The organism is Nocardioides sp. NPDC047086, from assembly GCF_040643685.1.
In the GTDB taxonomy this organism is placed as follows: Bacteria; Actinomycetota; Actinomycetes; order Propionibacteriales; family Nocardioidaceae; genus Nocardioides.
This window is the reverse complement of record NZ_JBEYUV010000060.1, coordinates 1-18829: the sequence shown is the minus strand read 5'-3', so window position 1 is coordinate 18829 and position 18829 is coordinate 1. Positions and strand designations below refer to the sequence as shown.

Below are 18829 nucleotides of genomic sequence, written 5' to 3'. Positions count from 1 at the left end.
GCCCACCCCCAGCTCCACACCCTCGTCAACGAGGCCACCAAGCTCGCCGGCGCCGCCGGCACCAAGGGCACCCTCGACATCGAGGTCGCCGACCAACTCCTGGCCAAGATCGACGAGATCGCCGAGATCTTCTGGGCGACCAAGAAGGCCTGAGCCTTCTCGAGATCAAGCCCGTACGCCACAGCCGCTCCGGTCCCGGAGCGGCTGTGGTGCGTTAACGGCACGGCGAGGCCGGTCTCGTTGCATAATCATCGAGACTCCCACAGAAGGACTGACAACCCAGATGCCCCAGGTCGAGCTGCGCCTTCCCGCAGAAGGCGCTTACGTCTCCGTGCTGCGTACGACGACGGCCGCGCTCGCCGCGCGCCTCGACTTCACGCTCGAGGACATCGAGGACCTGCGGATGGCGGTCAGCGAGGCGGCGGCGATCTGTCTGGAGTGCGCGGCGGAGGCCGCTGACCTGGACGTCGTCTTCGACCTCGGTGAGGACACCATCGGGGTCACCGTGACCACGACCTGCGATGCCGAGGCGGAGATCGACGAGGAGAGCTTCGCCTGGCAGGTGCTCACCACGCTGGCCAGGGACGTCACCGCCATCCCCGAAGGTGACCAGCTCAGGATTTCGCTGGTCGCCGGGGCGACCCCGCTTGGAGCCGCGCGCTGACATGGCGCAGGAGACGATCCGGTCGTCGAGGTCCAGGAGCACCAGCGAGGTGGAGGACGCCCGCGCCCGTTCCCGTGAGCTCTTCACGACCCTCGCCGGTCCTGACCTGAGCGATCCCGAGCGCATCACCGCACGCGAGGAGCTGGTCCACCTCAACATGGCGCTGGTCGAGTACTGCGCCTCCCAGTTCTACGGTCGCGGTGAGCCGCACGAGGACCTCGTCCAGGTCGGCGTCGTCGGCCTCCTCAACGCCGTGGACCGCTACGACCTCTCCCGCGACGTGGAGTTCTCGACGTACGCCGTGCCCACGATCCTCGGCGAGATCAAGCGCTACTTCCGCGACAGCCGGTGGGCCGTCAGCGTCCCGCGTCGTCTTCGCGACCTGCAGCAGAACCTCCGCGACGCCACCGCCGAGCTCTCCCAGGAGCTCGGGCGCTCCCCCACGGCCCGCGACCTCGCCACCCGGCTCGGGGTCAGCCTCGAGACCGTCGTGGAGGGCCTGGAGTCCAGCAATGCGTACGCAGCGCTGTCCCTCGACTCCGAGACCGACGAGACCGCGCCGATGCTCGACTCGCTGACCGCCCACGACCTGCGCCTGGACGACGTCGAGGTGCGGGAGTCGATCAAGCCCGTGCTCGACAGCCTCTCGGCCCACGAGAAGCAGGTGCTGATGCTGAAGTTCTTCCGCAACAAGACCCAGACGGAGATCGCCGCCGAGCTCGGGGTCTCCCAGATGCAGGTCTCCCGGCTGCTCAAGCGCTCGCTCGCCCAGCTCCGCAGGGCGCTGGAGGAGGACTAGGGCTGGCGCTCCTCGAGCGCGGCGATGCTCGGCGGTGCGAAGATGCCGACGAGAGCGATGATCGCGACCACGGCCAGCCCGCCTGCGATCGCCAGGTCCTCGCGCAGGTTCCAGGCCAGTCCGAGCACGATCAGCTGGACGAGCACCAGCGGCGCCCGTGCCCACGACTCCAGTCGCCAGAGCATGGCGGCGCACCAGCCGATGCCGGCGGCGCAGAGCAGGAAGAACAGACCGCCTGCGATCGCGGTCGTCAGCGAGGCGGCGTCGGGGATGCGGACGAACTCCATCGCTCCCCAGAACAGCATCGCCGCGGCCTCGACGCCTGCGGCGAACACGGTCAGCAAAAGAGTCCAGGGGCGGTGCGGCGCGGTCACCTCAGCAGCCTAGGGCATCCGCGTACACTGGAGCTCGCGGGCATGAAAGCGGCGAGAGCATACACCACCGGTTCTGCGGGTAACTCACCGCGTTACCGAATTGTCTAGCCCCAGGAAGACTGAGTGTTACGGTCCGGTGACGAACCAGACACTGGTTAGGGGTTGTTTCGGAGTCCATTTCTTGGAACTCTAGAGACCAGCACGCACGTGAAGACATTCACACATCCCCGCCACGTGCCTACTCGCAGGGTCTCGAACCACCAGGGCCTTGCCCATCCTACGTCAGAAAGAGGGTCTACCCAGCCATGGATTGGCGCCACCGTTCGGCTTGTCTCGATGAAGACCCGGAACTGTTCTTCCCCATCGGAAACACCGGTCCAGCCATCCTCCAGATCGAGGAAGCCAAGCAGGTCTGCCGGCGTTGCGACGTCCGGGAGCAGTGTCTTCAGTGGGCTCTTGAGGCCGGTCAGGACCACGGCGTGTGGGGTGGACTGAGCGAGGACGAGCGTCGTGCGCTGAAGCGCCGCAACGCCCGCTCCCGTGTCCGCACCGCCGTCTGACCAACCCCTAGAGGCCATCAACCCCTAGAAGCTCCACCTAGAGTTCCAACGGCAGCTCGACCGCAGCTCTCGCCCCATGGCCGTCAGGCCGGGGCCCCAACGAGAGCCGACCACCGAGCTCGCCTTCGACGAGAGTCTTCACGATCGACAACCCCAGGTTTGTCGATGTGTCGAGACTGAACCCGTCGGGTAGTCCATGACCGTCGTCCTCGATGGTCACCCGGAGATGCCCGGCGGGTTGCTGTCGTACGGACATCATGATCTTGCCCGTCTCGGGATCACCGGCGCCGCTGCCGCGGTAGCCGTGCTCGACCGCGTTCTGCAGCAGCTCGGTGACGACCATCGCCATCGGCGTGGCCACCTCCGAGGGAAGCGATCCGAACGAGCCCTCACGGCGCACCCGCACCGCGACGCCGACCGAGGTGACCTCCCCGACCATGGAGGCGAGCCGGTCGGCGATCTCGTCGAACTCGACGGTCTCCTCGACGGCCTGCTGGGAGAGGATCTCGTGGACCAGTGCGATGGACCCGACACGCCGTACGGCCTCGTTCAGCGCATCCTGGGCGACACCGGAGTCGACCCGGCGAGACTGCATCCGGAGAAGCGCGGCCACGGTTTGTAGGTTGTTCTTCACCCGATGGTGGATCTCGCGGATCGTCGCGTCCTTGGTGACGAGCTCACGATCGCGTCGGCGCAGGTCGGTGACGTCGCGCAGCAGCACCAGCGCGCCGATCGCCTCGCCACGCGGCCGCAGCGGGATCGAGCGCATGATGATCGCCATCACCCCGGTGTCGATCTCGGTGTCGCGGTGCGCCCGACCACCGAGGACCGCGCTCAGCGTCTCCTCGTCGGGGCGCTTGCGTGGCGGCACCAGGGCGCGGGTCATCCCGGCCAGCGACTGGCCCGCGAGGTCACCGGACAGCCCCAGCCGGCGGAAGACCGAGAGCGCGTTGGGACTGGCATAGTCGACGACTCCATCGGCATCCACCCGCACGAACCCGTCCCCGACCCGAGGGGTGTCGGTGTGGTCGCTGCGCTGCCCGACCGCCGGGAAATAGCCGTTCGCGACCATCTGGGTCAGGTCGGCGGCGGTCTGCAGGTAGGACAGCTCGAGCTTGGAGGGCGTACGGACGCCGAGCAGGTTGGTGTTGCGGCTCAGCACCGCGATGATGCGGCCGGCGCGGCGTACGGGGATGGTCTCGACCCGCACCGGGAGGTCGTCGCGCCACTCGGGATCGCCCTCGCGAACCAGCCGGCCGACGTCGACGGCGTCGTCGAGGGTGGCGTGGCGTCCCTTCGGGACGAACATGCCGACGATGTCGTCGACGTACGCCGTCGGACCGGTCGTGGGACGCATCTGTCCGGCCGCCCAGAAGCCGTTCCCGGACTTGTCCGGCAACCACAGCACCAGGTCAGCGAAGGAGAGGTCGGCCAGGATCTGCCAGTCGGCCATGAGCAGCTGAAGCCACCCGATGTCCTCGCTGTCGAGGTCGGTGTGGCTCTGGGCAAGCTCACTCAGGGTGGGCACGCGGACAGCGTAGATGTAGACCAAGGTATGCGCATTGCGCGGGTCGGTGGTCGGCGCGTGGCCGGGTTTGGCAGGATGTTCTCCATGTCGGAGGCGTACTGGCGCGAGGTTCATTCAACTGGCCTCGCCGTACCCACCGACCGGCCGCTGGGCGACCTCACCATCGAGCTCACCCGGATGCTCGGCGACCCGGATCCGGACGTACGCAGCGGGCTGGCCGTGCCGGCCCTGTCGACCTGGATCCAGCGCGGTGTCTACGACGACCTGCTCGGGGGTCTGGGCGACGGGATGGCGGCCGGGCTCGTGGTCGGGCTCGGCGATTCCGGCAACAACGGCGTCTTCCGGCGGGCCTCCTCCGTCGAGGCTCTGGCCCAGTGCATCGCCCGCGACAACGCCCGCTCGCTGGTCCGGGCGGAGAAGGTCCTGGAGTGGGGCGACCGGATCGCCACCTGGCTGCTGCGCGAGCGAGACCTCCGCGCCTTCGTTCCCGAGCGCGGCTGGGCCCATGCGGTCGCTCGCGGCGCCGACGCACTGGGCACCCTGGCCGCCTCCGAGCACCTCGGCAAGCCCGAGCTGACCGTGATCCTCGACGTCGTCGCCGACCGGGTGCTCGCCCGCGGGGACACCATCTACGCCCACGGTGAGCCCGACCGGCTGGCGGCCGCCACGATGTCCGTGCTGCGTCGCAACCTGGTCCCGCTCAACATCATGGAGCCGTGGATCAACCGGATCGTCACCGTCGCCACGGCCACCCCGGAGACGCCCGACCGTGACCCGTTCCTACTCACCGGCAATGCCGAGGCGTTCCTGCGGGCCCTCTACATCCAGCTCGCGCTCAGCAACGACATCCCGCAGATCCGCGGCGACCTGCTGCTGGTCGTCGTCGCCGCCCTGAAGCTGTCGAACGCCACCTACCTGACCTGATCGCGGGCCGAGATTGGCTCTCACCCACCTGGCTTTGAGACACTGTCCCGAGGCCCCTCGGGGTCCACGTACCCCAATGGAGGAGATCATCATGGGCAAGACCGGTCGCAAGCGCCGCGCGCGCCGCAAGAAGGGCGCGAACCACGGCAAGCGCCCCAACTCCTGACCGCTGGCCCTTCACGGGTCAGAGCTGTCAAGACGCAAGAGCCCCAGCCGATCGGCTGGGGCTCTCGTCGCGTCTGGGGCCGGGTCAGGACCTGGTGCGAAGCTCCTGGATCTGAACCATGATCTTCGCGCGCAGCTCGCCCGGGGCGACCTCGGTGCACGAGCGCGCCACGACCGCCTTGACGATGCGCTGCTGGTCGTAGGTCTCCAGGCAGGGGTTGCAGCTCTGCAGGTGGCGCTTGACCTGGTCGGCGTCCGGCTCGGCGAGCTCGTTGTCGATCAGGAAGACGATCTGCTCGAGGAAGTCCGCGCAGTCGGTGGGCGACGCGTCATGCTGGTGGGCACTCATGACGCACCTCCGCGAGCGCCGGTGAGATCGTTGGTGCGAACGTAGTCGGAGAGAAGATCGCGCAGCTGGCGCCGGCCGCGGTGAAGACGCGACATCACGGTGCCGATCGGGGTTTCCATGATCTCGGCGATCTCCTTGTAGGCGAATCCCTCGACGTCGGCAAGGTAGACGGCGAGCCGGAACTCCTCCGGCAGGCGCTGCAGCGCATCCTTCACCTGGGAGTCTGGCAGGTGCTCGAGCGCCTCCATCTCCGCGGACTTCAGACCGGTCGAGCTGTGCGACTCGGCCCGCGCCAGCTGCCAGTCCTCGACGTCCTCGGACATCGACTGCTGCGGCTGGCGCTGCTTCTTGCGGTAGGTGTTGATGAAGGTGTTCGTGAGGATGCGGTAGAGCCAGGCCTTCAGGTTGGTGCCGGGCTTGAACTGATGGAAGGAGGAGTACGCCTTGGCGAACGTCTCCTGCACCAGATCCTCCGCGTCGGACGGGTTGCGGGTCATCCGCATCGCCGCCGAGTAGAGCTGGTCGAGGAAGGGCAGCGCGTCCCGCTCGAAGCGCAGCGCGCGCTCCTCGGGTGTCTCGGTGGCCAGGTCGACGACCTCTTCATTTTCGCTCATCACGTCCCAGGGTACGCGCGTGAGCATCGGGGCGCCCATCGGCGACACGTTCTCCGTGGGGCGTTCGAGCAGGATGGTCATGTCCGGGGAACGCCGCGACCGACGCGAAACATTCCCGCTAGACGATGACCTCGCGGACGAGCCACTCCAGGGTGGACTCGACCAGGATCGCGTCGGCGTCGGCCTGAGTGATCGGGCCGCGCTTGCCGACAACGAGGGAATGGTCGGCTCCCGGGATCGGGGTGACCTCGATCCCCTCCGGGAACTCCTCGGGTTTGCCGAACCTGTCCCGGGTGCCCTGCAGCACCAGCGTCGGCACCCTGGACTCCAGCAGCTCGTGGGCACGGGAGATGCCCGGCTTGCCGATCGGGTGCAGCGGGAAGGCCAGGCACAGTGCCCCCGCGGCGCCGAACCCGCGCGCCGTACGGACCGCCGAGCGGGCCCCGGCGGAGCGGCCGCCGACCACCAGCGGTGTGCGCACCCGCATCCAGTTGGCGGCCAGGGTCAGCGCCGCATCCAGGGACTTGGGCGGCGTGGCCACCGGCTTCCCCTTGACCCGCCAGGGCTGCTCGAAGCGGACCACGGTGATCCCCTGAGCCGGCAGCGCGTCGTTGAGCGCCATCAGGTCATGGGTGTCGATGCCGTTGCCGGCACCATGGGAGAGCAGCAGCGTCGCCTGCGGTCGTCGCGCCCGGCGGGTGTAGAGCCGCCCCTGTCCGTAGGGCGTGTCGATCATCTGCGTCGTGGTTCCACCCATGTCATCCCCAGGCTTCCTCGATCGGCAGCGGCTCGACGAGCTCGCGACCGTTGTTGCGTACGTTGCTCACCAGCGTCGAGACCGGGTAGGCCTCCAGCCGGCCCGGCGCCGCCGGGGTCAGCAGGTCCAGGTCGCCCGGACGGGTCGGGTCGAGCCACTGGTCCCAGCGCTCACGTTCCACCATCAGCGGCATCCGGTCGTGGATCCGCCCCAACGAGTCCTCCGCCTCGGTGGTGATCACCGTGCAGCTCCACAGCCACCGGCCGGGGTCGTCCTCGGCCTTGGCGGGGTCGGGCCACAGCTCGTAGAGCCCGGCCATGGCCAGCACTCCCCCGTCCTTCGGGGTGATGAAGTAGGGCTGCTTGCGGGGCTTTCCTTTCGCATCCTTCGCCTCGGTGGCGTACCACTCGAAGTAGCCGTCGGCAGGTAGCAGGCAGCGGCGCTTGGCGAAGGCCCGGCGGTAGGCGGGCTTGTCGCCCACGGTCTCCATCCGGGCGTTGATCATTCGGTTGCCGATCTTGACGTCCTTGGCCCAGGACGGGACCAGGCCCCAACGTACGGAACGGAGCTGGCGCTCGCTGGACGTGTCCTCCTCGCCCTGCCGAAGCGGAGCCCGAGGCGATGTGTTCGGCGGGCGCTCGAGGACGGCATAGACATCGTCGGTCGGGGCTACGTTGTAGCTCTCGGTGAGCGGCTCCTGCAGGCGCAGCTCATCGATCTCGAACTCCTCGGCCAGCTCGTCGGGTTGGCGGCTGGACGCGTAACGACCGCACATACGTTCACCTTAGCGCCGGGTGCCCGTGGTGTTCGGCGGTATTTCTAGGCTCCGCGGGCGAGCTCGTCGAGCAGGTGTCCCGCTGACCTGTCGTTCTCGGGGAGTCCCTCGATCCAGATCCGGTCGGCGCTCTGCTCGACCATCCGCTTGAGGAGCCCGAGCCGTTTGACCAGCGTCTCGTCACGCGGGGCGACCACGACCATGCGGCTGTGGCCGACCTGTCCGACCGCGGCCGCGGTCGCGAAGACCGAGCGCGCGGTCTGGCCCAGCAGCGACATCCGGCGGGCGGTAGCGATGCTGTCGGTCTTCCCACCGGGAGCGCCCGGGAGGTGGGCGTCGGTGACGACCAGCGCGTGGCTGAGCGCGGTGGCCTCGCGGTAGAGGTCCGAGATGCGTTCGCGCAGGTGCGCCAGGGTGGCGAGGCCGGTGAGCGGGTCGGCGCAGGAGATGGTGTGCAGGTAGCCCAGCGTCGCCTCGCTCCAAGCGACCGACAGGGCGTGCACCTCGGCGAAGGCAGGGTCGCGATCCTCCATGGCCTGGGTCGTCATCCGGAGGTCCTCGAGGCTCTCCCCGAGGGAGACGCCCGACTCGGCGAGGTCGTGGCCGGCGACCCAGCAGGCCTCGGCGACGTAGCTGCTGCGCTCGGCGAGCGCCTCGGCGACAGCCTCGAACCGCGGCGAGAGCGCCGCGCGCTGCTCGTCGGAGAGATCTGCGATCTCAGGCGAGGTGGATGCGGGCGCACGCCGACCTCGGGAGAACAGCCGCACAACTCACCTCTTTCCTCGTGTTTCCTGGCGTTGGTGTCGTTCCTTGTCCAAAATCGCTGGGTCATGGATACAGTGGTTCGCGCGCCGATCTACTGCGTGCCCACATGGACTTGACGTACCAAATCGGCAACCATGACGCGGTAGCGACCCACATTTCTGGGTATCGCGAAAGTTGTTGTCAGATCCGGGGAGGGGGCGTGACGTGCGGGCTTCCGCAGTCGTTAGCACAACGCATGTCCCTCGTTGGCGCAACCCGCGTCATACCTCCGTCCTTCTAACGTCTCTGGTGCTGTGAGCGAATCGACCCCCACCTCTCTACCTATCCTCGACGCCCCTGGCGACGCCGAGCTGATCACCGCCGTCCGTGGCGGTGACCTGGATGCGTACGGGGCGCTGTTCGAGCGCCATGTCGAGGCCGCCCGCCGCCTCGCCCGCCAGCTGGTGTCGCCCGGTGATGCCGACGACCTGGTCTCCGAGGCGTTCGCCAAGGTGCTCAACGTGCTGCAGAGGGGTGGCGGCCCGGACCTGGCCTTCCGCGCCTACCTGCTGACCTCGCTGCGCCGGCTCCACGTGGACAAGATCCGCGCCGCCTCGAAGCTGACCACCACCGACGACCTGACGCCGTTCGACCCGGGCGTGCCCTTCGAGGACACCGCGGTGTCGGGCTTCGACAACCAGGCCGCCGCGAAGGCGTTCCAGCAGCTTCCGGAGCGCTGGCAGCAGGTGCTGTGGCACACCGAGGTCGAGGGTCAGAAGCCGGCCGAGATCGCGCCGATGCTCGGCATGTCGGCCAACTCGGTCTCCGCGCTCGCCTACCGGGCCCGCGAGGGCCTCAAGCAGGCGTTCATCTCGATGCACGCGCAGGACGCCGGCGAGGAGGCCTGCGCCACCACGCGTGCCAACCTGGGCGCCTACATCCGCAACGGCCTGTCCAAGCGCGACTCGACGAAGGTCGACGACCACCTGCAGGACTGCCGTCCGTGCACCGCGATCTATCTCGAGCTCACCGAGGTCAACTCCGGGATGGGTGCCTGGCTCGCTCCGGCTCTGCTCGGCGCCGCCGGCGCGGGCTACCTCGCCGTCGGTGGTGGCGTCGCCGCCAAGGGCGGCGTGGTGCTCTTCTTCGGACGGCTCAAGGACTGGGTGCTGGGCGACCCCGTGGGACGTACGGTCGCGGGTGGTGCCGGTGTCGCGGCTGCTGCGGCCGTGGCCGCCGGGCTCGCGCTCACCGGCGGCGACCCGGCCCCGAAGGTGCCCGCCGCCGAAGAGCCTGCCGCCGAGGCACCGGCCGACCCGGCCGCACCTCCCGCTGACAACCCCGCCGCCCCGCCCGCACCTCCCGCTGACAACCCCGCGGCGCCGCCGGCAGCGGCGCCTCCCGCCGACCAGCCGGTCGACCCGCCCGCCGACCCGGCTCCGGCCCAGACGCAGCAGGCGCCGGTCATCACCTCGCCACTCTCCACCGTGAGCGGGCAGCCTGGCGGCAAGACCGTGATCGACCTGACCCAGGGAGCCACCGACGCCAACGGCGACCCGCTCTCGGTCAAGGAGGCCACCGTCGCCTCCCCCGCCCACGGCACAGTCACCAAGGGCGGCGGATCAGCCTCGGGCGGTAAGGGCGGCGGCGTCAGCGGCGCGATCTTCGGCGGTCTGCGGATGGCCGGCGATCCCGTCACCACGGTGACCTACCAGGCCGACATCGGCTGGCGCGGCACCGACACCATCGAGTACGTCCTCACCGACGGAAACGGCGGCGATGTCGCCGGCACCGTCGACGTCGCCACCCCCAACGCCGACCCGAAGGCCGTCGACGACGCTGCCAAGGCAACAGTGACCGGTGACGACGGCAACAACGGCGTCGGCAACGGCGGCGAGGAGCGCTCGGCCAAGACCACCATCGATGTGCTCGCCAACGACACCGACGACAACGACGACGTGCTCCGGCTGGTCACGATCACCGAGAAGCCCGCTCACGGCGACGCCGTCATCGAGAACGGCCAGGTCGTCTACACGATGGCGCCCGACTACACCGGGAACAGCGACACCTTCAGCTACCAGATCTCGGACGGCCACGGCGGCACGGATGTCGGCACGGTGGAGGTGACCTTCGAGGAGGCTCCGCCGGCGCACGACGCCGGAATCGCCCTGGATCACGTGTCCTATGACGGGTACGAGCACATCGAGGTCACGGCTGAAGGCATCCCCGAAGGGGACTACACCGCGACCTTCAGATACAAGGCGACCGGCGTCGCGCAGCCGTATCCGGAGTCCTCGAACCCACAATCGATGTGGGCATGCTCGCAGCTTGCCGTCCCGCCCGTGCCCCAAGGCGGCGTCGTCGAGGGCGAGTGCACCCTGACCAGCACGAACAACGGCCAGGGCGTACTCCATTTCGACTTCATCGCCGACGGTGAGTGGACGTTCGAAGCGAGCCTGACCCCTGTGGGCTACACCGACCCCGACCCCGGGAACGACCGGGTCAGCGCCGCGGGCGCTGGATCCCCTGAGCCGACGCCCACCGAGACGCCCGACGTGCCGCAGGTGCCCACACCGCCCACGACTCCCGACGTGCCGCAGGTGCCCACGCCGCCGACGACTCCTGACGTACCACAGGTGCCGACGCCGTCCTCGGACCTTCCCAGCGTCCCGGGCTCTCCGAGCGCGAGCCCCTCGCTGCCCGAAGGCAGTGGCGAGCCCAGTGCCAGCGCCAGCCCGGGCACGACGCCCGAGGTCGAGCGCGGCGCCGCCACGGGCGGTCTGACCTGGAAGGGTTTCCTGAAGGCGATCGGGATCGGGTGATTTCATCCCCGGCGTCCGGCGGCCGCCTCTGCTCGCGAAACCTCTAAAGTTGGACCTGTGACTACGACGACCGACCGTGCCGCTGACCCTGCCAACGGACCGGCCGACCCTTGGCCGGCGCCGCGCGCGCACGGTCCGGTGACGGCGACGGTGTCGCTGCCCGGGAGCAAGTCGCTCACCAACCGGGCGCTGCTGCTGGCCTCGATCGCGGACGGGCCCAGCGTCGTACGTCGTGCGCTTCGGTCCCGCGACACGCTGCTGATGGCGGCAGCGCTGACGTCGCTGGGTGCGCACGTGGACACCGAAGGCGACGACTGGGCCGTGACGCCTGGGGCGTTCGGCACCGATGCCGAGATCGACTGCGGGCTGGCGGGGACGGTGATGCGGTTCGTACCTCCGGTGGCCGCGCTCTCCACGGGCACGGTCGCCTTCGACGGCGATCCGCACATGCGCAACCGGCCGGTCGGCGAGGTGCTGCGTGCGCTTCGCGATCTCGGCGTGGACATCGAGGGTGACGGGCTGCCGTTCACGATCCGTGGCGCCGGCGCGGTGCCCGGCGGCACCGTGGTGGTCGACGCCTCGGCCTCGAGCCAGTTCATCAGCGCGCTGCTGCTCGCGGGGGCGCGCTACGAGCAGGGGGTGGACGTACGCCACGAGGGCAAGCCCGTCCCCTCGCTCCCCCACATCGACATGACGGTCGCGATGCTCCGTGAGCACGGCGTCGCGGTCGACGACGCAGATGCCAACCGCTGGACCGTGGCCCCGGGGCCGATCACGGCGCTGGATCGCACCATCGAGCCGGACCTGTCCAACGCCGCCCCGTTCCTGGCTCTGGCCGCGGTGTCGGGCGGGACGGTGACGGTGCGCGACTGGCCGCAGGCGACCGACCAGCCGGGCGACCAGCTGCGTGAGGTGCTCTCCCTGATGGGCTGCGAGGTACGGGTGACCGACGACGGGCTCACCGTGACCGGCCCGGAGCAGCTGACCGGGATCGACCTGGACATGCATGACATCGGCGAGCTCACCCCCGCCGTCGCCGCGCTGTGCGCGCTCGCCTCGACGCCCTCCCACCTGACCGGCATCGGCCACATCCGTGGCCACGAGACGGACCGGCTCGCGGCGCTCGCGCGCGAGCTGGGAGCGCTCGGGGCCGACGTCACCGAGCATCCCGACGGGCTGACGATCCGCCCGGCCGCTCTGCACGGCGGGGTGTTCCACACCTACGCCGACCACCGGATGGCCCACGCCGGTGTGATCATCGGGGCTGCCGTCGAGGACGTCCTGGTCGAGAACATCATCACCACGGCCAAGACCTTCACCGACTTCGCGCCCTTCTGGGCCGGTCTCTTCTGAGCAGCTGATGGCCAAGGCACAGCGGCGCTACGGGACCGAGGACGTCGAGCACTACGACCGTCCCCGGCGCCGCACCCGGCCGCGGACGAAGGACCGGCCCAGCTACGACGAGGCGGACCTCGGGCGAGTGATCACGGTCGATCGTGGACGGTTCACGCTGGTCATGGACGAGGCTCCCGACGTCGAGGTGTGGGCGGTCAAGGCCCGCCCGCTCGGCCGCAAGGGCGTGGTCGTGGGTGACCGGGTGAAGGTCGTCGGCGACACCTCGGGCGCGGAAGGGGCACTGGCACGGATCGTCGAGCTCGAGCCCCGGGAGACCGTGCTGCGGCGTACGGCTGATGACGACGATCCCGTCGAGCGGGTCGTGGTCGCCAACGCCGACCAACTGGTGATCGTCACCGCGATCGCCGACCCCGAACCACGCACGGGGTTCATCGACCGCGCGCTGGTGGCTGCCTACGAGGCGGGCATCGACCCGCTGCTGTGCATCACCAAGGCCGACCTGGCCGATCCGGAGTCGCTGGTCTCGACCTACCGGTCCCTGGGGGTGCCGTGGGTGGTGACGCAGCGGGGCGGCGACATGAGTGCGCTGCAGGACAGGCTCGACGGCCGTACGTCGGTCCTCCTCGGCCACAGTGGCGTGGGCAAGTCGACGCTGGTCAACGCCATCGTTCCCGACGCCGGGCGCGAGGTCGGGCATGTCAACGCGGTCACCGGGCGCGGTCGGCACACCTCCACCTCGGCGTTGATGCTGCGGCTGCCGGGGGCCGGGTGGATCGTCGACACCCCGGGGATCCGTACGTTCGGGCTGGCTCACGTCGAGCCGGAACGGCTCATCGTCTCCTTCCCCGATCTGCAGGAGGCGACGGCCGAGTGCCCGCGCGGCTGCTCGCACGCCGCTGACTCACCGGAGTGCGGGCTGGACATCGCGGTCGAGGACGGCCGGCTCGATCCGGAACGGGTCGCCTCGTTCCGTCGCCTGCTCGAGGCACGGTCGGTGCCGACGTACGCGCTCTGACCTGGGAGTGCCCCTCGATGCCCCGGCCGGTGTTTTCGTGGGGAACCGGTTACCAGGGGAGGGACCGCTCCGGGAGCGGAGCCACTAGAGTGAACCCTCGTGGCGAGCACTCCTGACTTCAACGACGACCTGCGGCTGGCGCACCTGCTGGCCGACGATGCCGACTCGCTGTCGACGTCGCGGTTCAAGGCGCTCGACCTGCACGTCATGAACAAGCCCGACCTCACCCCCGTCTCGGACGCGGACAAGGCCGTGGAGGAGTCGATCCGGCGTACGCTCTCCCGCGCGCGTACGCGGGACGCGATCACCGGCGAGGAGTCCGGATCCTCCGGGTCCTCCAGCCGGCGCTGGATCGTCGACCCGATCGACGGCACCAAGAACTTCGTGCGCGGCGTGCCGGTCTGGGCGACCCTGATCGCGCTCGCGGTCGACAACGAGGTCGTGATGTCGGTCGTCTCCGCGCCCCAGCTCGGTCGGCGCTGGTGGGCGGCGAAGGGCCAGGGCGCCCACACCGGCAAGTCGCTGATGAAGTCGACCCGCTGCCAGGTCTCGGACGTACGCCGCCTGGAGGACGCCTCGATGTCCTACTCCTCGCTGCACGGCTGGGAGGAGCGCGATCGGCTCGAGGACTTCCTGGCGCTGATGCGGAGCTGCTGGCGCACCCGCGCCTACTCCGACTTCTGGTCCTACATGCTCGTGGCCGAGGGCGCGGTCGACATCGCGGTCGAGCCGGAGCTGGAGCTGTACGACATGGCCGCGCTGGACATCATCGTGCGCGAGGCCGGCGGCCAGTTCACCTCGCTCGCCGGCGACCCGGGGCCGTGGGGCGGCAACGCACTGGCCACCAACGGACACCTGCACGACGCCGTGCTCTCCTTCCTCGGTGGCCTGCCCGACGGCAACAACGACGCCGACTGGCCGGCCGCGCAGCCAGGATCCGTCACCGCGTTCCGCCGTCCGGGAACCGAGTAGCCGTTCCCGAACAGACCCTGGCGTGACGTGCGTCACGGCCGCTACCGTTGGTACATGAAGATCGCGGACGTACTCACTCGCAAGGCGATCGCAGAAGTCGTCACGATCGCATCAACCGCCACCGTGCGTGACCTGCTCGGGGTGCTCGCCGAGCACGGCATCGGAGCCTGTGTCGTCAGCGGCGACGGCACCGAGGTCGCCGGGATCGTCTCCGAGCGCGACGTGGTGCGGCGTCTCCATGAGAACGACGCGCTGCTCGCCGCCGAGGTCTCCTCGATCATGACCGCCGAGGTCGAGACCTGTGTCCCCGAAGCCACCATCGACGAGATCCTCGGCATCATGACCAAGCGCCGGATCCGGCACATGCCGGTCGTCTCCCCCGACGGCGGCCTGGTCGGCATCGTCAGCATCGGAGACCTGGTCAAGCACCGGATCGACCAGCTCGCCTTCGAGCGCGACCAGCTCGAGGCGTACGTCCACCAGACGTAGAGCTTCTTCACAGGACCTACACAACTTCTGCAGCCTTTCCGGCGGCTCGGGCTTCTAGCCTGAGCATGTGCCAGAACATCTGACCGCGACACGCCGGGTCCTCGTCGTCGAGGACGAGCCGGTCATCAACCAGGCCGTCTCCGACCGGCTCGAGGCGGAGGGGTACGACGTCGTCCGGGCGTGGGACGGCCCCGGGGCCGTCTCCTGCTTCGAGCAGACCTCGCCCGACCTGGTCGTCCTCGACGTGATGCTGCCCGGCTACGACGGCCTCGAGGTGTGCCGCCGGATCCAGGCCGTACGCCCCGTCCCGGTGCTCATGCTCACCGCCCGTGTCGAGGAGGCCGACGTGCTGGTCGGCCTCGGTGTCGGGGCCGACGACTACCTGACCAAGCCGTTCCGGGCCCGCGAGCTGGTGGCCCGGGTCAATGCGCTCCTGCGGCGGGTGGAGCGGGCGGCCGAGCTAGCCGGCTCGCCGCGGCGTACGGCTGAGATCGGAGGACTCCGGATGGACTCGGCCGCCCGGCGGGTCTGGGTCGATGGGTCCGAGGTGCGGCTGACGCCCACCGAGTTCGACCTGCTGGTCTGTCTGGCCGCCGACCCCGGCGCCGTCGTCACCCGCGAGCGGCTGCTCGCCGAGGTCTGGGGCTGGAACGACGCCTCGGGCACCCGCACCGTCGACAGCCACGTGAAGGGGCTGCGCGCCAAGATCGGGTCGGCGCGGGTGCGTACCGTGCACGGCGTCGGCTATGCCCTGGAGGCCGGCGAATGACTCCGCTGGAACGGGTCTCCTCGATCAAGGTCAAGCTCGGGCTCCTGGTCGCCGCGAGCGCCCTGGTGGCGGCGGTCGTCGCCTCCGTCGGGCGGATCACCGGGGTCTCTCCCTGGATCTCGATCCCGGTCACGATCGGGATCGCGCTCGCGGTCACCCAGCTGCTGGCGGCCGGGATGACCTCGCCGTTGCGGCAGATGACCATCGCAGCACGACGGATGGCCCGGGGCGACTACTCGGTCTCGGTGCCTGCCGTCGGTGCCGACGAGGTCGGCCAGCTGGGCCGTGCGTTCAACACGATGGCCAGCGACCTCGGCGCCGTCGACCGCCAGCGCCGCGACCTCGTCGCCAACGTCTCCCACGAGCTGCGTACGCCACTGGCGGCCCTCACCGTCGTGCTGGAGAACCTCGTGGACGGCGTCGGCTCGGACCCGGCCGCGCTCCAGACCGCGCTCGGCCAGGCCGAGCGCCTGAGCCGGCTGGTCGAGGACCTGCTCGACCTGGCGCGGGTCGATGCCGGCAAGGCGCCGCTGAGTACCGCCTCGGTCGAGCTCGGCCCCCTGCTGGAGGCCTGTGTCGCGGAGACGCGGGTCAACGGCCGGCCGGTCACCTACGAGCTCGACGTGCCGGCCTCTCTCGTCGTCGAGGCCGACGCCGACCGGCTCAGCCAGCTCGTCGTCAACCTGCTCGACAACGCCTCCCGGCACAGTCCCCGCGGCGGCGTGGTCACCGTGCGCGCCGGCCAGGACGGCGACCGCTACCACCTCGAGGTCCTCGACTCCGGGCCCGGTGTCCCGGTCGCCGACCGCGGGCGCGTCTTCGAGCCCTTCGGCACGCTCAGCGCCTCCGGCGACGGTGGCGGTGGCGGGACCGGGCTCGGGCTCGCCATCGCCCGGTGGGTCACCGACCTGCACGGCGGCTCCATCGCCTTCCTCGACCCGCTCCCCGATGCCGCCGGCGCGCGGGTGCGCGTCGACCTTCCGCTGCGCCCACCCGCGCGGCCCGTCCCCGATCAGCTCGGTCCCAGTCATCTCACCCCCACCCACGAGGAGAGCCAGATGCCCACCACTCCCCCGGCGGCCGAACCCGCCGAACCGGCCAAACCTGTCGATATCCCTGCGGCGGCGCCCAAGGCCGCCGATGCGACCCCATCAGTCCTCGACGACATCTTCGGAATCTACTGGCCCGACTCGGGTGTCGCGGGGCGGTTCGGGCTCTTCATCGGTGCCGTGGTCGCGGGCCTGCTCGGCGGGCTGCTGATCCCCGACCGCAACGCCGGGCTCGGGACGGTCATCGTGATGCTCGCCGCCGGCGGGGTCGTGATGTTCGCCAACGAGAGGCGACGCAGCTGGTTCCCGATCGTCTGCTACGTCCTGTTCGTCCTGCTCTCCTCGGTCGCGGTGCTCCGCGACGCCGAGTGGATCGTCGCGTTGTGCCTGCTCACGGCGGTCGCGGTGCTGTTGTGTGCCTCCACCCTGGCGAAGACGCTGCTCGGGATCGTGCTGACCGGGATCTCCTGGCCGCTGGCCGGGCTGCGCGGGATCCCGTGGCTGGGTCGCACGCTGACCAGCGTCTCCGGCAAGGGTCACGGGGCGGCGGTCGCCCGTACGACGCTGCTCTCGCTGCTCGGCCTGGTGATCTTCGGGCTCCTGTTCACCACCGCCGACGCGGTGCTGGGAAGCTGGGTCGACCAGTTCGTGCCGGATGTACGTCCGGACACCTTCGCGGCTCGGATCTTCATGACCGTCTTCGTCTTCGGGGTCGTGCTGGCCGCTGCGTACCTGGCGGTGAACCCGCCCCGGATCGACCGCAACGAGCGTACGTCCCAGCCCGTCGCCAACCGCTATGAGTGGCTGGCTCCGGTCGGGGTCGTGGTCGCTGTCTTCGCCGCCTTCCTGGCAGCGCAGGCGGCCGCGGTCTTCGGCGGCGAGGACTACCTGCGCGAGACGACCGGGCTGACGTACGCCGAATACGTCCACCAGGGCTTCGGCCAGCTGACCGTCGCGACCGCGCTGACCCTGCTGGTCATCTGGGCGGCCGCGCGCAAGGCGCCGGTCGAGACGGTGGCCGACCGGCTCTGGCTGCGGGTCGCGCTGGGCCTGCTGGCCGCCGAAGCGCTCGTCGTCGTCGGGTCGGCCCTGTATCGGATGCACCTCTACCAGGAGGCGTACGGCTTCACCCAGCTCCGCCTGCTCGTCGATGTCTTCGAGGCCTGGCTGGGCCTGCTGGTGATCGCCGGGCTGGTCGCCGCGGTGACCGGCAGCGCCATCGGCGGAGGGCTCTGGCTCGGGCGGTTCGCGCTGGTCAGCGGCGCTGTCGCGCTGCTCGGGATCGCCGCGATCAACCCGGACGCATGGATCGCCGAGCACAACGTCTCGCGCTATGCGGAGACCGGGAAGATCGACACCGACTTCCTCTCCGGGCTCAGCGACGATGCGGTGCCGGCCCTGAAGAAGCTCCCCGAGGACATGCGCAGCTGTGTGCTCGGGACCAACGAGCGCGAGGGCGACTGGTTGGAGTGGAACCTCGGCCGAGAGCGGGCCGACGGCCTGACCCCGGTCTACGCGGCGAGGGTCGGCGCGACGGCGGTGTGCCCCAGCGAGATTCGATACGTAGACTGATTTCATGAGCCAGAAGCCTGAGATCGACTTCGTCGACCCCACCCCTCCGACCGACCTCGTCATCAAGGACATCACCGTCGGTGACGGCGAGGAGGCCACCGAGCGGGACCGCGTCTCGGTCCACTACGTCGGCGTCGCGCTGTCCACCGGCGAGGAGTTCGACGCGTCCTACAACCGCGGCGAGCCGCTCGACTTCCGCGTCGGCATCGGCCAGGTCATCCAGGGCTGGGACCAGGGCATCCTCGGGATGAAGGTCGGCGGCCGCCGCCAGCTCGTCATCCCGCCCCACCTGGGCTACGGCGACCGTGGCGCCGGCGGCGCCATCAAGCCGGGCGAGACCCTGATCTTCGTCTGCGACCTGGTCAAGGTCGAGAAGTAACCCAGCCGAATCCGCAGAAACGGCGGCCGAGACTGTAGCTCTGGCAGCCGAGTGAGGTAGACGAGCACGTCCTCGCCCTCGGCTTCGGCGGGTCCTTGGAAGGCGAGCACGGGCAGGTAGGCGAGGTCGAGGGAAGCGGTCTTCTGAAGAAGG

The 18829-nt window shown here is 69.8% G+C and carries 20 protein-coding genes; 13 read left to right on the top strand and 7 right to left on the bottom strand.

Translation table 11 applies throughout. The features are described from left to right. The 3 genes from ABZ796_RS26410 to ABZ796_RS26400 form a co-directional block, all read left to right on the top strand. On the top strand, positions 1–153 hold a 153-nt coding region (locus ABZ796_RS26410), incomplete at its 5' end, for a superoxide dismutase [Ni] (protein ID WP_357341038.1). A 130-nt stretch (positions 154–283) separates the two neighbouring features. Beyond that, positions 284–664, top strand: a complete 381-nt coding sequence (locus ABZ796_RS26405) for an anti-sigma factor (protein WP_357341036.1) — start codon at positions 284–286, stop codon at positions 662–664. Between the two features lies 1 nt (position 665). Continuing rightward, positions 666–1463 carry a SigB/SigF/SigG family RNA polymerase sigma factor gene (locus ABZ796_RS26400; RefSeq protein ID WP_357341035.1) on the top strand — a complete coding sequence of 266 codons (798 nt, stop codon included), beginning with the start codon at positions 666–668 and terminating at the stop codon, positions 1461–1463. Here the strand turns inward: ABZ796_RS26400 and ABZ796_RS26395 are convergent. Further along, positions 1460–1837 carry a hypothetical protein gene (locus ABZ796_RS26395; protein WP_357341034.1) on the bottom strand — a complete coding sequence of 126 codons (378 nt, stop codon included), beginning with the start codon at positions 1835–1837 and terminating at the stop codon, positions 1460–1462. The two genes, ABZ796_RS26400 and ABZ796_RS26395, sit on opposite strands and share 4 nt — an antisense overlap. Before the next feature lie 305 nt (positions 1838–2142). On the opposite strand from ABZ796_RS26395, the gene ABZ796_RS26390 reads away from it, so the two are divergent. Further along, on the top strand, positions 2143–2397 hold the full coding sequence (locus tag ABZ796_RS26390; RefSeq protein WP_008362075.1) for a WhiB family transcriptional regulator: 255 nt from the start codon (positions 2143–2145) through the stop codon (positions 2395–2397). Positions 2398–2434: 37 nt separating this feature from the next. On the opposite strand, the gene ABZ796_RS26385 is transcribed toward ABZ796_RS26390, so the two are convergent. Then, complete coding sequence (locus ABZ796_RS26385; RefSeq protein ID WP_357341033.1) at positions 2435–3925, bottom strand: histidine kinase N-terminal domain-containing protein; 1491 nt, start codon at positions 3923–3925, stop codon at positions 2435–2437. A gap of 84 nt (positions 3926–4009) precedes the next feature. On the opposite strand from ABZ796_RS26385, the gene ABZ796_RS26380 reads away from it, so the two are divergent. Continuing rightward, positions 4010–4849, top strand: a complete 840-nt coding sequence (locus ABZ796_RS26380) for a DUF2785 domain-containing protein (protein WP_357341032.1) — start codon at positions 4010–4012, stop codon at positions 4847–4849. Positions 4850–5099: 250 nt separating this feature from the next. On the opposite strand, the gene rsrA is transcribed toward ABZ796_RS26380, so the two are convergent. The 5 genes from rsrA to ABZ796_RS26355 form a co-directional block, all read right to left on the bottom strand. Beyond that, entirely contained in the window at positions 5100–5363 is a 264-nt protein-coding gene (rsrA, locus tag ABZ796_RS26375; protein WP_357341031.1) for a mycothiol system anti-sigma-R factor, read from the bottom strand. Beyond that, positions 5360–6004 (bottom strand): sigma-70 family RNA polymerase sigma factor, encoded by a 645-nt coding sequence (locus ABZ796_RS26370; protein WP_357341037.1) that lies wholly within the window; start codon positions 6002–6004, stop codon positions 5360–5362. The genes rsrA and ABZ796_RS26370 overlap by 4 nt, the downstream gene beginning before the upstream one ends. 91 nt (positions 6005–6095) lie before the next feature. Further along, positions 6096–6734: an alpha/beta family hydrolase gene (locus tag ABZ796_RS26365; RefSeq protein ID WP_357341029.1), complete on the bottom strand. Its 639-nt coding sequence runs from the start codon at positions 6732–6734 to the stop codon at positions 6096–6098. A gap of 1 nt (position 6735) precedes the next feature. Beyond that, positions 6736–7509, bottom strand: coding sequence for an SOS response-associated peptidase (locus tag ABZ796_RS26360; RefSeq protein WP_357341028.1), 774 nt, complete (start codon positions 7507–7509; stop codon positions 6736–6738). 44 nt (positions 7510–7553) lie between these two features. Then, positions 7554–8276, bottom strand: a complete 723-nt coding sequence (locus ABZ796_RS26355) for a hypothetical protein (protein ID WP_357341026.1) — start codon at positions 8274–8276, stop codon at positions 7554–7556. A 291-nt stretch (positions 8277–8567) separates the two neighbouring features. Between ABZ796_RS26355 and ABZ796_RS26350 the strand changes: the two genes are divergently transcribed. The 8 genes from ABZ796_RS26350 (at position 8568) to ABZ796_RS26315 (ending at position 18676) form a co-directional block, all read left to right on the top strand. Continuing rightward, positions 8568–11075: a sigma-70 family RNA polymerase sigma factor gene (locus ABZ796_RS26350; protein ID WP_357341025.1), complete on the top strand. Its 2508-nt coding sequence runs from the start codon at positions 8568–8570 to the stop codon at positions 11073–11075. A gap of 57 nt (positions 11076–11132) precedes the next feature. Further along, positions 11133–12428: a 3-phosphoshikimate 1-carboxyvinyltransferase gene (aroA, locus tag ABZ796_RS26345; protein ID WP_357341024.1), complete on the top strand. Its 1296-nt coding sequence runs from the start codon at positions 11133–11135 to the stop codon at positions 12426–12428. Positions 12429–12435: 7 nt separating this feature from the next. Beyond that, positions 12436–13446, top strand: a complete 1011-nt coding sequence (gene rsgA / locus ABZ796_RS26340) for a ribosome small subunit-dependent GTPase A (RefSeq protein ID WP_357341022.1) — start codon at positions 12436–12438, stop codon at positions 13444–13446. Between the two features lie 99 nt (positions 13447–13545). Beyond that, positions 13546–14418: an inositol monophosphatase family protein gene (locus tag ABZ796_RS26335; RefSeq protein WP_357341021.1), complete on the top strand. Its 873-nt coding sequence runs from the start codon at positions 13546–13548 to the stop codon at positions 14416–14418. Between the two features lie 54 nt (positions 14419–14472). Beyond that, entirely contained in the window at positions 14473–14907 is a 435-nt protein-coding gene (locus ABZ796_RS26330; protein ID WP_357341019.1) for a CBS domain-containing protein, read from the top strand. A gap of 67 nt (positions 14908–14974) precedes the next feature. Continuing rightward, positions 14975–15676: a response regulator transcription factor gene (locus ABZ796_RS26325; RefSeq protein ID WP_357341018.1), complete on the top strand. Its 702-nt coding sequence runs from the start codon at positions 14975–14977 to the stop codon at positions 15674–15676. Next, positions 15673–18297 carry a DUF4153 domain-containing protein gene (locus tag ABZ796_RS26320; protein ID WP_357341016.1) on the top strand — a complete coding sequence of 875 codons (2625 nt, stop codon included), beginning with the start codon at positions 15673–15675 and terminating at the stop codon, positions 18295–18297. The genes ABZ796_RS26325 and ABZ796_RS26320 overlap by 4 nt, the downstream gene beginning before the upstream one ends. A 4-nt stretch (positions 18298–18301) precedes the next feature. Further along, complete coding sequence (locus ABZ796_RS26315) at positions 18302–18676, top strand: FKBP-type peptidyl-prolyl cis-trans isomerase (RefSeq protein ID WP_091050909.1); 375 nt, start codon at positions 18302–18304, stop codon at positions 18674–18676. Positions 18677–18829: the final 153 nt, after the last annotated feature.